The organism is Pantoea sp. DY-17 (assembly GCF_019795975.1).
GTDB lineage: Bacteria > Pseudomonadota > Gammaproteobacteria > Enterobacterales > Enterobacteriaceae > Pantoea > Pantoea leporis.
Genome location: NZ_JAIMIG010000002.1, coordinates 828,492 through 843,149 on the forward strand (window position 1 = coordinate 828,492; position 14,658 = coordinate 843,149).

Annotated in this window: 12 protein-coding genes and 1 pseudogene; 8 read left to right on the forward strand and 5 right to left on the reverse strand. The window is 52.1% G+C overall.

Features of this window, described 5'->3' with window-relative positions:
* Positions 1–38: 38 nt before the first annotated feature.
* From K5Y33_RS23715 to K5Y33_RS14200, 4 genes and pseudogenes are all read left to right on the forward strand, one after another.
* Positions 39–146: pseudogene (locus K5Y33_RS23715) on the forward strand (dihydrodipicolinate synthase family protein); the annotation flags it as partial.
* Positions 147–300: 154 nt separating this feature from the next.
* Entirely contained in the window at positions 301–516 is a 216-nt protein-coding gene (locus K5Y33_RS14190) for a YdgH/BhsA/McbA-like domain containing protein (RefSeq protein ID WP_222234317.1), read from the forward strand.
* 194 nt (positions 517–710) lie between these two features.
* On the forward strand, positions 711–926 hold the full coding sequence (locus K5Y33_RS14195; protein ID WP_007890153.1) for a YdgH/BhsA/McbA-like domain containing protein: 216 nt from the start codon (positions 711–713) through the stop codon (positions 924–926).
* Positions 927–1,068: 142 nt separating this feature from the next.
* Positions 1,069–1,380, forward strand: coding sequence for a cupin (locus K5Y33_RS14200; protein ID WP_222234318.1), 312 nt, complete (start codon positions 1,069–1,071; stop codon positions 1,378–1,380).
* 202 nt (positions 1,381–1,582) lie between these two features.
* On the opposite strand, the gene K5Y33_RS14205 is transcribed toward K5Y33_RS14200, so the two are convergent.
* Both K5Y33_RS14205 and K5Y33_RS14210 read right to left on the reverse strand, forming a co-directional pair.
* On the reverse strand, positions 1,583–2,272 hold the full coding sequence (locus K5Y33_RS14205; RefSeq protein ID WP_101761682.1) for an N-acetylmannosamine-6-phosphate 2-epimerase: 690 nt from the start codon (positions 2,270–2,272) through the stop codon (positions 1,583–1,585).
* Positions 2,269–3,828, reverse strand: a complete 1,560-nt coding sequence (locus K5Y33_RS14210) for a PTS transporter subunit EIIC (protein WP_222234319.1) — start codon at positions 3,826–3,828, stop codon at positions 2,269–2,271. Before K5Y33_RS14210 ends, K5Y33_RS14205 begins: the two co-directional genes overlap by 4 nt.
* Positions 3,829–3,980: 152 nt before the next feature.
* On the opposite strand from K5Y33_RS14210, the gene K5Y33_RS14215 reads away from it, so the two are divergent.
* Positions 3,981–4,808 carry a MurR/RpiR family transcriptional regulator gene (locus K5Y33_RS14215; RefSeq protein WP_222234320.1) on the forward strand — a complete coding sequence of 276 codons (828 nt, stop codon included), beginning with the start codon at positions 3,981–3,983 and terminating at the stop codon, positions 4,806–4,808.
* Between the two features lie 119 nt (positions 4,809–4,927).
* Here K5Y33_RS14215 and K5Y33_RS14220 read toward each other — a convergent pair whose 3' ends face one another.
* The 3 genes from K5Y33_RS14220 to K5Y33_RS14230 form a co-directional block, all read right to left on the reverse strand.
* On the reverse strand, positions 4,928–6,865 hold the full coding sequence (locus K5Y33_RS14220; protein ID WP_137387291.1) for a MacB family efflux pump subunit: 1,938 nt from the start codon (positions 6,863–6,865) through the stop codon (positions 4,928–4,930).
* On the reverse strand, positions 6,862–8,037 hold the full coding sequence (locus tag K5Y33_RS14225; RefSeq protein ID WP_222234321.1) for an efflux RND transporter periplasmic adaptor subunit: 1,176 nt from the start codon (positions 8,035–8,037) through the stop codon (positions 6,862–6,864). Before K5Y33_RS14225 ends, K5Y33_RS14220 begins: the two co-directional genes overlap by 4 nt.
* A gap of 353 nt (positions 8,038–8,390) precedes the next feature.
* A complete protein-coding gene (locus K5Y33_RS14230) occupies positions 8,391–10,091 on the reverse strand; it encodes an ABC-F family ATP-binding cassette domain-containing protein (protein ID WP_222234322.1) in 1,701 nt (566 codons plus the stop codon).
* Between the two features lie 2,043 nt (positions 10,092–12,134).
* Between K5Y33_RS14230 and K5Y33_RS14235 the strand changes: the two genes are divergently transcribed.
* From K5Y33_RS14235 to K5Y33_RS14245, 3 genes are all read left to right on the forward strand, one after another.
* Positions 12,135–12,689 carry a fimbrial protein gene (locus tag K5Y33_RS14235; RefSeq protein ID WP_110866798.1) on the forward strand — a complete coding sequence of 185 codons (555 nt, stop codon included), beginning with the start codon at positions 12,135–12,137 and terminating at the stop codon, positions 12,687–12,689.
* 60 nt (positions 12,690–12,749) lie between these two features.
* Positions 12,750–13,427 (forward strand): molecular chaperone, encoded by a 678-nt coding sequence (locus tag K5Y33_RS14240; protein WP_192413142.1) that lies wholly within the window; start codon positions 12,750–12,752, stop codon positions 13,425–13,427.
* 43 nt (positions 13,428–13,470) lie between these two features.
* Positions 13,471–14,658 (forward strand): fimbria/pilus outer membrane usher protein (locus K5Y33_RS14245; protein ID WP_370634133.1); only part of this gene is annotated, 1,188 nt, incomplete at its 3' end.

The window sequence follows — 14,658 nt, forward strand, 5'->3', positions numbered from 1 at the left end:
GATAATCCATGCCCTCGTAAGAGGGCATTTTTGTTTCTGATGTCTTTGCCGCAGCAGGCCTAACCGCCGGTTGTGAAGTGTGGTATTCCGTGTGCGGCGGACTGTTTCCGCGCACCGCTAAAGCGCTTATGGATGTGGCAAAAGTTAAAAAGGTCATCACCGAGCTCGAGCTGGCGTAGTGATAATGAGCTGATTAACTGTGATCGCACTAATAGTTAATCTGATAATAGTTTCAATGGTTATTATTGTTTCCATCGAAGGCGCACAGCTTTCAAATCAAACAACCAAAGGAATACGACCATGAAAACTATCAAAACTCTGACTATCGCCGCTGCCGCCGCTCTTTCAGTGATTTCTGCTGCCAGCTTCGCACAGACCGTTTCAGCAACCTCGCTGACTCTGGATGGTGCTGAAGCGAAAATCGCTGCGCAGGCAAAACAGAATGGTGAGCAGTACAAAATTTTAGAAGCGAGCAACGGCAACGTCGTACACATGACCGCAGAACTTTACAAATAACGGATGGTTGCATACGGATGTGCCAGAACAGGTCGCCTACGGGCGGCCTTTTTTGTCGATATAACGCAGTAACTGTACAGTTACGTAAGTTATCGTGATCGCACTAATGGTTAATATTGAAACGATAACCTAGGTTATTATTATTCTCATCGAAGGCACACAGCCTTCTCGTTAAACCACTAAGGATTATGACCATGAAAACTATCAAAACACTGTCTATCGCCGCTGTTGCTGCTCTTTCAATGATGTCTGCTGCTAGCTTTGCACAGAGCGTATCTGTTGAGTCTTCTACTCTGGATGGTGCAGAAGCGAAAATCGCAGCGCAGGCGCAAGAGCAGGGCGCTCAGTATAAAATTACTGAAGCCAACACTAACAACCGCGTACACATGACTGCCGAGTTATACAAATAAGTTAATTGCACAAGCAGTTGTGTTAAGGCCGCCTTCGGGCGGCTTTGTTGTATCTGAATGTCCGTAAATGGCCTGCGCATGTCCCGCCGCACGCCCGGGCTGTGTGTATCATCAACGCAGTTCTCCCCCACACGGATATCGCATGAAAACCTACGTCAGCAAAAACTTCTCTCCCGCCAAAGCCTGGGATGCATTAGACATCGCCAACTTCGCCGGCACCAGCGTGCGTCTGCACTGGACCAATCAACCTTACAAGTGGCACATCAATGATGGCGAGGAAGTGTTTGCGGTGCTGGATGGTGTGGTAGAGATGCATTACCGCGAAGCAGGTGAGGTGAAGAAAGTGCTGCTGAATAGCGGCGACATTTTTTACGCCAGCATCGGCACCGAGCATGTTGCGCACCCGCAAGGCGAAGCGCGCGTATTAGTGATCGAAAAAGAAGATTCGGTTTAACGCCTGATACTGACTCACCCAAACACGCTAACGCATCAAGTGTGTTAGCGTGTTTGAGATTCACAATCGTGCGAAAAGTAACCGCCTGCGCGCATCGGGCGCGGTGTGGTGCGAGGCGAGTTTTATCCACAGGTTAACGGCGACTCTACGCACGGGGATTGTGGATAACCTTAGGCGAGGTGCCTAATGGGCACCTCAAAAATTAATTGATGGCATTCACAAAGCGGCGCGTTATCTGCTGTGGACGCGTAATCGCGCCGCCGACCACCACCGCATGCGCGCCCAGCGCCAGACAATGCGCCGCCATTTCCGGCGTTTCAACATTCCCCTCGGCAATCACCGGCACCTTTACCGCAGCCAACACGTCACGCAGGAAGCGGCAATCATCGGCGGCCAAATAGCAGCCTTGCGTTTCTGCGGTGTAGCCGTGCAGCGTGGTGCCGACACAATCGAAAGCTAATTGCGCCGCCTGACGCGCTTCTTCCACCGTGGCGATGTCTGCCATCAGCAACAGTTGCGGATAGCGTTGGCGAATCGCTGCCACCAACGCCGGCAACTGCAAATCGCCGGGACGTGTGTGTAACGTGGCATCCAGCGCAATCATCGCCGGATTCGCCACCATCAACTCATCCACTTCCCGCAGCGTCGCGGTGATATACACATCGCTGCCGGGATAGTCGCGCTTAATAATGGCGATAATCGGCAAATCCACGGTTTGCATAATCTGCTGCACGTCGATCAGGCTGTTGGCGCGAATCGCCGCCGCACCGCCTTCCATCGCCGCTAACGCCATGCGCGACATAATAAACGGGCTGTGTAACGGCTCATCTTCCAGAGCCTGACACGAGACCACCAGTTTCCCCTGAATCTGGGCCAGCATCGGTGCTTTCATAGCGCGAGTAACTCCTCTACTTCATTTTTGATAATGGTGACGTGCGGGCCATAAATCACCTGCACGCCTTTGCCACGTTGGATCACGGCGCGTGCGCCGGTAGCTTTCAATGCGTTTTCATCGAGTTTGCTGCTGTCGATGAGCGTGATGCGCAGACGGGTGGCGCAGCAATCCAGTTCGGCGATGTTCTGCTTGCCGCCTAAAGCCGCGATCACCTGCAGTGGACGTTCTCCGGCGACCATAGGCACAGTTTCAACGCTGACGTCTTCGCGACCCGGCGTTTTGAAATTGAAGCGGGTGATCAGCAAGCGGAAAGTAAAGTAATAGAGCAGGAACCACGGCGCGCCTATCAGCGGGACATACCACCAATGGGTTTTCGCTTCGCCCTGCAATACGCCGAACAGAATGAAATCAATCAGGCCGCCCGAGAAGGTTTGGCCGATGGTGATGTGCAGGATGTGGGCGATCATAAACGCCAGCCCATCAAACAGCGCGTGGATGACATACAGCACCGGCGCGACAAACAGGAACGAGAACTCAATCGGTTCGGTGATGCCGGTAAGGAAAGAAGTCAGCGCCGCCGACATCAGCAATCCGGCCACGCGTTGACGGTTTTCCGGCTTAGCAGTGTGGTACATCGCCAGACACGCGCCGATCAGGCCAAACATCATGGTGATGAAGCGCCCGGACATATAGCGCGCGGTGCCAATGTAGAATTGTTGCGTGTGGGGATCGGCAAGCTGGGCGAAGAAGATGCGCTGCGTGCCTTCCACCAGATGTCCGTTGATCACTTCGCTGCCGCCGAGTGCGGTGGTCCAGAACGGCAGATAGAAGATGTGATGCAGGCCGAACGGGCCGAGCATGCGCAGTACAAAGCCGTAAATAAAGGTGCCGAAATAACCGGTGGCATCCACCAATCCGCCCATACCAAAAATCAGCTTCTGGAAATGCGGCCAGACGATGGTCATCGCCGCACCCACCAGAATGGCGACGAAGGAGCTGATAATCGGCACGAAGCGCGAGCCACCAAAGAAGCCAAGGAACTGCGGCAGGGCGATTTTGTTGTAGCGATTATGCAGCATGGCCGTCACCAGCCCGATCACCACGCCACCAAATACGCCGGTTTCCAGCGTCTGAATGCCGAGCGCCATGCCTTGTCCCACCGCGCTAAGGTTGCCCTGCGCCAGCACGCCGGTCAGCGTCAGCAGCGCATTGATGGTGGCGTTCATTACCAGATAAGCCAGCAGCGAGGCCAATCCGGCGGTGCCTTTGTCGCTTTTGGCCAATCCTACCGCTACGCCAACCGCAAACAGCACCGCGAGGTTGGCGAACACCACCGATCCGGCGCTCGCCATGATGGTGAACACGCCTTGCAGCCAGGCGACATCGAGGAATGGATAGGCTTTGACGGTGTTGGGATTGGAGAGTGCGCCGCCAATGCCCAGCAGCAAACCGGCCGCCGGTAGCACGGCGATCGGTAACATGAACGACTTACCAAACCGCTGGGCTTTTTCAAACCAACCCCCTGAAGAGGCACCGCTGAACAGTGATGACATAAATTTTTATCCCTGAAGTGATTTTGTGGTAAAAATTATTATCACAATCTCATTCATAAGATGAAAATTTCCATCATTATTGTGATAGCTTTCACTTATGCCCTAATCTGCTGCACACTGTGCGCCATTAATGTCGTGAAGAAGAGGCCGCCATGACGGACAACGAAAACATCTTGCTGCACCTGCGCCAGGGCTTGCCGGGCTACAGTCCGACGCTGCAAAAGCTGGGCGATTTCATCCTCACCGACCCGCAGAAAGTGCTGTATCTCACCATCACTGAATTAGCGCGCGAGACCGACACCAGCGAAGCAAGCGTGACGCGGCTGTGTCGTCATCTCGGCTGCAAAGGCTATACCGAATTCAAAATGGCGCTGGCGCTGGATGTGCAACACAATCAGCCCGCCGCCGTCGCTAGCGGTGACAGCATCGACATGCTGGTGGAGGAAACGGTGCAGGCGTTGCGCGATACCGGGAAATTCATTAACCGCGAGGTGCTTCATAGCGCGGTGGAAGCGCTGCATCAGGCTAAAACTATCCAGATCTACGGCGTGGCGGCCAGCGCGATTACCGGTGAGTATTTGCACTATCGCCTGTTGCGCCTGGGTAAATCGGCGCAGCTGTTTGGTGATATGCATCGCGCGGCGATGAATGCCTCGACGCTCAGAGAGGGCGATTTGGTGATCGCCATCTCCGCTTCCGGCTCGACCAAAGATGTAATGCACGTAGTGAAGGTGGCGAAGAAGCAAAACGCGCGCGTGCTGATGCTGAGTAACACGCTGCGCAGCCCGATGGGCAGCTTAGCCGATATGCTGCTGGTGGCTGCGCGGCCGGAAGGCCCGTTCAACGCTGGTGCGCTGAGCGGTAAAGTGGGTGCAATGATGTTGGTGGAAGTGTTGATTAACGAGTTGATGACGCATGATGCCCGGTATCAGGCGGCCAGCCAGCAGACGGCAACGGCGACCTTGCCGATGTTGATGTAAAACGGCAAATCTGTAGCGGCGCAATTTATTGCGTGTTTTTACACGTGTAAAAAGGTCAAAAGAGCGCGATAAATCGCGCCGCTACGGAACAGTGATAATAGGTTAAAGCGGTATTTCAGTTATTCGCTTGCCAATGCCGCCACCGGATCCATGCGCGCGGCTTTGCGCGCGGGCAGGTAACCAAAAATCATGCCGATAATGGTGGAGCAGGCAAAGGCCGCGCCCGCTGATTGCCATGAGAAGATCGCGGTAATCATACCGCCCGCCAGCAGGCTGATAATCGGACCAATCACCAGCGCCAGCGCGACGCCGAGCGATCCGCCCACCAGACAGACTAAAACTGCTTCGATCATAAACTGCTGCATGATGTCGCCGCGCCGTGCGCCCACCGCCATGCGCACGCCGATTTCATGGGTGCGCTCCGTTACCGACACCAGCATGATATTCATCACGCCGATGCTGCCAATCATCAGTGCAATCGAGGCGACCAGCAGAATCAGCAGCGTTAACGTTGCGGCGGCATCTTCAATCGCTTTGCGGTATTTGTCGCGGTTGAACACCAGGAAATCTTTGCTGCCGTGACGCGCGGTTAGCAGTTGCGTCAGCGATTCCACCGCCGGGCCGCTCACCACATCGTCCTTCAGCTTAATGCTGATGCTGGTTAGCGCGGTTTGCCCGCTGATGCGATACATCACGGTGCTCCACGGCAGCCACACGCTGAGGCGATTGGGCGACATGCCATCGTTATTATCCGCCACGCCAATCACGCGCACCGGCACCGAACCCAGCACGATCATTTTGCCAATTGGGCTTTCCCCGTGTTCGCCAAACAGTTTATTGCGCGTGTTGGTATCGATAATGATCTCCTGACGCGCGTGACGTTCATCGCTGAAGTTGCTGCCTTCCAGCAATTTAATGCCCTGAATCTGGAAATACGCTTTGCCGACGCCGTACACCGAGGTTTTGGACGCGTTGGAAAGATAGCGAATCGGCTGATTGGCGATCATCTCCGGGCTGACCGCCGCGACAAACTGCTGACGCCCAATCACGTCGGCATCGGCCATCACCAGCGTCAGCACCGGATGCGCTTCATCCTCGACAAAATCACCACCGGCATAGATCGACACCACATTGGTGCCGAGCCCGGAAATACTCTCCAGCGTTTTTTGCCGCGCGCCCTGGCCGAGCGCCACCACCGTGACCACCGCCGCGATGCCAAAAATAATCCCGGTCATGGTCAGCGCGGTGCGCAGCCGATGCGCGTTCATGGCATTCAGCGCCATGCGCAATGATTCGCGAAAGCGATCGAGCAAGCCGCGCAGCTTGCTCTGGCTTTTAGGCGCGGCGGGGACATATTGCGCGCGGGTTGCATCCTGTTTGCGGCCGCTGTCGGCAAAAATCTCGCCGTCCTGAATCTCAATAATGCGATCGGCGTGCTGCGCCACTTTCATGTCGTGCGTCACGATGATCACCGTGTGACCTTCGCGATTGAGATCGTGTAGGATGCGCAGCACCTCTTCGCCGGAATGCGAATCCAGCGCGCCGGTCGGTTCATCGGCAAGAATAATTTCGGCACCGTTAATCAGCGCGCGCGCGATACTGACGCGCTGCTGCTGGCCGCCGGATAGCTCGCCCGGTTTGTGATGTTCGCGGCCCTGCAAACCTAAACGTGCCAGCAGATCCGCCGCGCGCTGCAGCCGTGCTTTGCCCTGCAGATTGGCGTAGATCGATGGAATCTCGACGTTGCTCAAGGCGCTGAGATCCGGCATCAGATGATAACGCTGGAAAATAAAGCCGATATGTTCGCGGCGCACTTTCGCCAGCGCATCCGGCGACAGCGTGGCGGTGTTTTGGCCACTAATGAAATAGTCGCCGCTATCCGGCGCATCCAGGCAGCCAAGAATATTCAGCAGCGTCGATTTACCCGAACCGGACGGCCCGATAATCGCCACCAGCTCGCCGCTAGCGATACTCAGGTTAATGTCTTTCAGCACATGCAGAGATTGCGAACCGTTAACATAGCTGCGCTGGATGTTTTTCAGTTCGATGATATTCACATCAACACCTCGTCAGCGCCCGCCGTCTGCGTAGCAAGGATCACTTTCTCGCCGACTTTTAAACCGCTCAGCACCTGAATATCAACGCTGTCAGTGATGCCAGTGGTGATGATGCGTTTCACCGGCTGGTTATCCTGATCGGGGATTTCCACGTAGGTTTTGCCATCCGCGTCTTTCTTCGTCGCCTGCACCGGCACCAGCAAAGCGTCTTTAGCGGAATCACGCAGCAGGTTGACCTGCGCCGTCATGGAGATGCGCAGCGCGTTGTCGGGGTTTGGCACATCCAGCAGCGCGTTGTAATAGACTGCGGCGTTGGTGCTGCTGGCTGGCGTGCTTTCGCTGTTGCCCATCAGCGCGTCATCTTTCATCACCGATTCCGGCGCCAGTTCCAGGCTGCGCAGCGTGGCGTTGTAGCGCTTGTCTGGATTGGAGAAGGTGGTGAACAACGCTTGCTGGCCTGGCTGCACGTTGTTGATGTCAGCTTCGGAGATCTGCACTTTAATCGTCATGGTGCCGAGCTGCGCCAGCTTGGCGATGGTCGGCGCGGTTTGTACCGCGTTCACCGTTTGACCTTGCTTAGTGACGATGGCGATGACCGTGCCGTCCATTGGCGCCATGATGCGGGTATAACCGAGATCGAGCTGCTTCTTATCCACCTCAATCTGCGCCTGAATCACGCGCGCTTTTTGCGCGGTTAGCTCGGCGCGTGCACTGCGCCACTCTTGTTCGGCGGTATCAAAATCCTGACGCGAGATCGCATTGGTTTTAATCATTTGCTGCAAGCGCTGATATTGCGCTTGCTGTCGCACCAGCGCGGCTTCGCGGGTTTCCAAATCGGCCTGCGCCACGCTCAGCGCCGCCTGCGCGTTACGCAAATCGCTGCGCTGCGGTTGATCATCAATTTCGGCGATTAGCTGGCCTTTGCTGACGCTATCGCCAGATTTGATATAGAGCTTTTTCACCTGACCAGAAACCTGCGCACCGACGTTGACGCGTTCAACCGCATCCATTTTGCCGGTGGCAGCAATCACGTTTTCGATATTTCCCTGACGCACTTCGGCGGTGACCACCGCGTTAGGTTTATGGCGTGAACCGGCGAAATGCCAGATCAACAGCAGGAGAATGACTGCAGCGAACGTGGCGAATAGCCACTTTTTTGAGATATTGAGCATAAGCGTCCCTTATATGAAGCGAGAATCATAATCACTAAAGGGAACAAACTGGAGAAAATTCGCCGGATTTATCTGGGTAATGCGCGCTGGTTGAAAAATGATTAAAGTTTTCCGAATAGAAAGGGAGGCTAGGTTGTTTACAGCGTATCTAAGTCACTGATTGGGCGTAGGGTCGCCATTTATGACGTAATGTCTGTCAGTTAAGACATGAAACCCCTCATCACCGAGAGCACACATTGCAGCGGCGCAATTTATTGCGCGATAAATCGCGCCGCTACGGAAGGTGCGGTGATTTGATACGACGCTTAACTGAGCGGCATTACGTCATTTATGGCGACCGGTTCACTACCGATTTACAGATCGAGCTGGGTTTTCAGCTTCGCGATCTCCTCACGCCACTGCGCTTGCAACGCGGGTTTCTGATGCTTCGGCTTACGCGCCAGATCCTCATCCAGTTTGCTTTCCACCTCTAATAATGCCAGCAGCAAAGCATCTTCATCCAACGCGTTTTCCGTCGCTGCAGGGGCAACAACCTCAGACATGGATATCACCTGCTCAGCACGCAGGCGCTCGGTCACCGCGTCAAAATCGTGCCACTGGCTGAGTTGCTGGTCCTCTATCAGCCAGAAACGATTGCAGCTGTTGGCGATTAACTGACGATCGTGCGACACCAGCAACACCGCGCCCTCGAACTGATTCAGCGCCTCCGCCAGCTCCTCTTTCCCTACCATATCCAGATGGTTAGTGGGTTCATCGAGCAGCAGCAGTGAATAGCGCGCCAGCGTCAGCCCCACAAAGAGTAAACGCGAGCGCTCGCCGCCGCTCAGTGATCCAATCAGCTGCTGGTGACGCAGATACGGAAAACCCGCACCGATCAACGCCATCTTGCGCTGCTCATCGCTGAGCGGCGCAAAATGCGCCAGCGCATCACTGAGCGTTTCCGCATCGTGCAACTGATGCAGACTTTGATCGTAATAACCGAGGCGCGCGCGGGGATGAAAAAGCGCGCTATCTGCTTGTTGAAATTCACGCCACAAATGGCGCAGCAGCGACGATTTACCGCAACCGTTGCGGCCAACGATCGCTACGCGATCGCCACTTTTCACCTGCAGCGTTGGTAGTGAAAACAGTGCAGGCGCGTCATCGGCCGGCCGAATCGACATCTGCGGCAATGCCAGCACGCGATCGGCATCCAGCGCTTCACCTTGCAGCTGCAGCCGCCATAGCGATCCTTCGCTCAGCGTGGTTTGTGCTTCTTTCAACCAATTGGCGCGTTTCTCCATCTGCTGCGCTTTGCGCGACAAACCTTCGTTATCGTAAGTGCGGCCCCAGATCGCCAGACGTTTGGCGCTTTTCTCTACGCGTCCGATCTCTTTCTGCTCGGCCTGATAACGCTGCGTGTCAGCGTCATCCTGCTCGATCAGCGCCTGACGCGCCGCGCTGCAGGGCAGACGGAAGAATTGCAGACCGCGATCGCGCAGAATCCAGCTGCAGTTAGTCACCCGATCGAGCAGGGTGCTGTCATGGGAAACCAGCACGAAGCTGCCGCTCCAGCCGTTGAGGAAATTCTCCAGCCACAATAGCGTCGGCAAATCGAGGTGGTTGCTGGGTTCATCGAGCAGCAGCAGATCCGGTTGCAGGATCAGCGCACGCGCCAGCAGCAGGCGCATATGCTGACCGCCACTTAGCGTTGCGGCAGTTTGCGTTTGTTGCTCAGCGGTGAAACCCAGGCTGCCCAGCAGCGCTTCGGCGCGCCAGCGATCGGCTTGTTCCGGCAAGCGCGCCATCACGCCATCCAGCAGCGACGCGTTGTGCAGTTCTGTTGGCAGATGCTGCTCGATGCGCGCCAGTAAACAGTGATTAGCCGGCGTAACGCTGCCGTGGCTGGCTTCCAGTTCACCACTGAGAATTTTCAATAAGGTGCTTTTACCGGTGCCGTTATCACCCAGCAAACCGATGCGATCGCCTTTTTTCAGGCTGAAATGGATATCGTGAAATAGCGTGCCGAAGGCGTTATCGAAACCGACAGCGTGGGCGGACAGTAAAGTGCTCATGTGCTTACTCATAAGTTGCAGGCGCAAAAAGGCCCGACGTCAGAAATCGCTGACGACAACCCGGTAAGCCGGAGGAAGTGATTAGATTTTCAGTTAACTTCGCTCAGGACGGATTATCGCAGCACGAGTGCGGAAATGCCTGAACGCGGCCAATTACTGTAGAAGTGTGAGTAAATAAACAATTCACACAGTGGCATAGTAATCCTCCTTAGTTATCAGTGGGTGAATAAGTGAGCTGATGATAGTAAGGGAAATGTCTGTTTTCCAGTGAAAAGTACCGGGAGTGTGGCACAGATCGCTATGACCTATCGGGCGCGCGGGACAAATCGACCTCTTATTAGCTGAAGACTTTCTTACATATAGGACGCAGCGGCTACCGTTGTTAATTTGAATTAAGAATATTGAGCGAAGAAATGATTCTATTCAGCTTATTGCTTAGATGCGTTTTTTACTTTTTATGAGTGCCGAACTGCCATAAATGTAAAGGAAATTCAGTGCTTGTCAGTTTTTGTCCCGAAAATTCGTAATTAACGCCACGAAAAATCCTAAAATATCCTTATTAAGGCTAGGTTTAGCTGGACTGCGTTATCTTTTTAAATAATTGATTGTAAAGTGATATTTATGTTTTGCAGATATATTTGCTATTTTAAAGTGAATTTTAGCTAAATATATTTTTGTGAATTTTTTGTTTTATAACGCGATAGATAGAAACAAAAAATAAACATCCAGGGTTTTAAACTTATAAAATAGCAATATATGGATTTTTATGTTGATTTTTATGTAATAAGTGGTTTTTTGCTTTAATAAATTAGTCCCATTGTCACATTTTCTCCATTTTAATAACATTTCATTGCATCAGATGAACACCAAAACCTTTCGAATGGAGAAGGCGCCGACATGGAAATGGGAACGATAAACTTCTAAGGAGTCTTTGTGCCTTGTGTCTCTGACGAGCTTCTGTATGGATACACGATTTTCAATCATCTTGAGTATCGGCTTTTAACAAGAACACTTATCAATACCAAGAATGGACGTATTAAAAGATTCGGTAAGACGAAAGCGAGACTGTTCGAATATCTCCTCGCGGGGATGGATAACGACATTGTCTTCGATAATGACATCATCGTACACGTTTTTGAAGATTATGGACTGCGGTGCTCGAAATCCTATTTGTTGTCCATGATGAAGAAAATCCAGCACGCGTTTAATAGCGTGGGATTTGAACGATACCCTTTTACAAGAATGTATGGGAAAGCGTACAAAATCGACTGCGATTCTTTAGAACGCATATATGTTTTCAGAGCTTCTTCACAATGACGATGATAAATTTATAAGGAATAAATTTTGACAGCGCTATTGGTTTTTTCACGAAATTTTGCCATAGAGCAGGCAGTTACTTCATTAATCTTAGCCAATGGAAAAGTATTTTATTTCGATAGCCGGTTGGAATTTTTAGTAAGTGCGACCGTCCTGAGTAAGTCCTACATTCTTATCGATACAATAGGAGAAAGTAGCGAAAACATTCGGTGGATCTATTATCGGCTTGAGGAAAGGGGGTTATTATCGCTAACCTATTTTATTGCACCAGAAGATAATGCAGATAACGTTTTCTTAAAATCATTCCGACTTGTCACCTCGCTTAAAGATCTTAAGCAATTGTGCGAGCGCGCCTCTAAATTCCGGACGACGGAAAGTTCATGCGTATTAAAAGACGTGTTGTATCAGAGGCTATCGACGCGACTGTCGAACGAACATTTGAACTTTCTCCTGAAGGTTTATGATAAATCGACGCGCCAGTATCGAATTAGAAATAAATGCGAAGTTAATAAGAATTACTATTTGCGAAATCGTCTGGCGTTAGGCAGCGGTCTGGAGATGAAGCAGCTTATTTTACTTTTATCATCGCAGAGCCCGAGGTGCTCATAGATAAATAACGCCCAATTAATGCCTTGAATAAAAACTTTAATTTAGCGGCACTGTTCCGCCCTTACTGCGCAAAAGTTTCTTTTGCGCAGGTACCTTTAATCCTGAGGATAAATAGCTATGCAAATGAAGTTAAGTAATCTATTTCGAAATTTAGTTGCGGCCGCAGCCGTTTCTGGAATAACTTTTTCCGCCAGCGCAGCAGATGGAAAAATCAACTTTACTGGCACCATTCTGGATTCTGCCTGTACGATCGATACTAATACGGCTAATCAGACCGTCAACCTCGGCAAAATACCGAAAAGCTCGTTTAACGCGGCCGGGGCCGTTGCTGCCGCAACCCGCTTTAGCATTGTGTTGAACAATTGCCCTGCTGCGGTTACCTCTGCTTCCATTAAGTTTGATGGTAATGCGGATAGCTCCGACACCAATATTCTTGCGCTGAACAGCGGTCAAACGGCGAAAGGCGTTGGTATCGCGTTTTATGAGGAGGATGGCATCACTGCGATTCCGCTGGCTACACAATCTAAGAGCATCACTCTTGACACCAGCGCAGGCGAAGAGCCCTCCAACAGCAATAAAATGACCTTCGTAGCGAAATATAAGGCGACCCAGGCCGCCGTGGTTGCGGGAACAGCAAACGCAACGTCAGATTTTACCATTACCTACCAGTAATACGCCGGGCGTACCTGAGGTGCGCCCTATTGCCTATTGCTGAAATGTCGGAAATGTATAATGAATCAACTAATTCGAACGATATTATTATCAGGCGCCTGCATAATCTCTTTAACGTGTCAGGCCAGCATAACCGTCGGGGGAACGCGATTAATTTATAATGCATCTGAAAACGAAGCCTCACTCCCTGTGAGTAACACTCAGGATGGTGTTCCCTATTTAATTCAGTCATGGGTTGAGTTAAGTGAAAATTCAGAGGGGCAGGTTCCTTTTATCGTCACGCCGCCGCTTTTTCGTCTTGATGCTGGCCATGAAAATACGCTGCGGATCATTTATACCGGCGAAAAGAAGCTACCTGAAAATCGCGAATCAGTTTTTTGGCTTAACGTTAAGTCTATCCCTTCAATGACCCGGTCAGATGAGAATCGGTTGCTCATTGCCGTTAAGACGCGCATGAAGCTTTTCTACCGGCCAGCATTACTGGCGTCAGAATTAGCAGGTGAGGCATGGGAGAAATTAAAGTTTGAGCCACGTGGTGAACACCTGCTGATTATCAATCCTACGCCGTTCTACGTTTCTCTTTATTCATTAAAGGTTGGTGATAAGTCTATTTCTCAGCCACCAATGATATCACCTTTTAGTTCTGAAACGGTGGCCGGCATTGGAAAGCAGGTTACCTGGAAAGCCATAAATGACTTTGGTGGAGTAACGACAGAAAAACGCCAAGTGCTGAAGTGAAGAATATTAACAATACGCTAAGTTACTCGCGCAGGTAAGCAAGGTGAATACTGTTTCTTTTTCTCAAAATGCAATTTTCTCTGGATCGGGGTCTCACTGCGTATGTCGACTCTCGACGATAGCATTTTTATTGTCGGGCATTTTTCCCGCAGCCGCAGACGATGTTTATTTCATGGCCGATGCACTTGAAAAAACACACTCAACATCCCAGGACATTGATCTGAGCCGCTTCGAGCGGGGAGAGCAGTTACCCGGCACCTATAGGGTGGAAATATGGCTTAATGAAAATTATATCCGGACGGAAAATGTCTCTTTTGTCCCTGTGAAAGGGTTTGGGCTGGCGCCCGAGCTTAATCGTAGAGTGCTGGAATCATTTGGTGTCAGGGTTAAGGCATTTCCTGAATTAGCCATGCTGCCGGCTGAAGTTATTATTACTGATCCCGGTGCATTTATACCGGATGCCACCACCCGGCTGGATTTTGACAAGCAGAGACTGGATATCTCAATCCCTCAATCTGCGCTTAATACGTGGGCGCGCGGCACTGTTGACCCTTCGCTCTGGGATCAAGGCATTTCTGCACTGCTGGTAAATTACAGTATCAATGGCTCGCGCAACTGGAGCCGATACGGTGAGACGCAGGAGCAGTTTTACACCAACCTGCAAAGCGGTATTAACGTGGGGCCATGGCGCCTGCGTAACTACAGCACCGCGACGAAGAACAACGGAAAGCAGTCGTTTTCGTCGCTGAATACCACCCTGAGCCGCGACGTCCAGTTTTTAAGAGGGCAGTTTCAGGTGGGTGAAACCAGCACGCCGGGTGACGTGTTTGACAGCGTGATGTTTCGCGGCACGCAGATTTTTTCCGATGACACCATGCTGCCGGAGAGCATGCGCGGTTTCGCCCCCATCATTCGAGGGATCGCTCGCACCAACGCCACGGTTACAGTGAAGCAAAACGGTTACACGGTTTATCAAACCTACGTGGCGCCCGGCAGCTTTGAAATTCGCGATCTCTATCCCACATCGGCGAGCGGCGATCTGGAAATTGTCGTCACCGAAGCCGACGGCAGCGTCCAGCATTTCGTGCAGCCTTTCTCCGCGGTTCCCGTCATGCTGCGGGAAGGGCGCATAAAGTATGCGCTGAGCGTAGGTGAATACCGAACCACGAAGCATGGCGCGCTAACGCCTTCATTCGGTCTGGGCACGCTCGCCTATGGCCTCAACAATAAT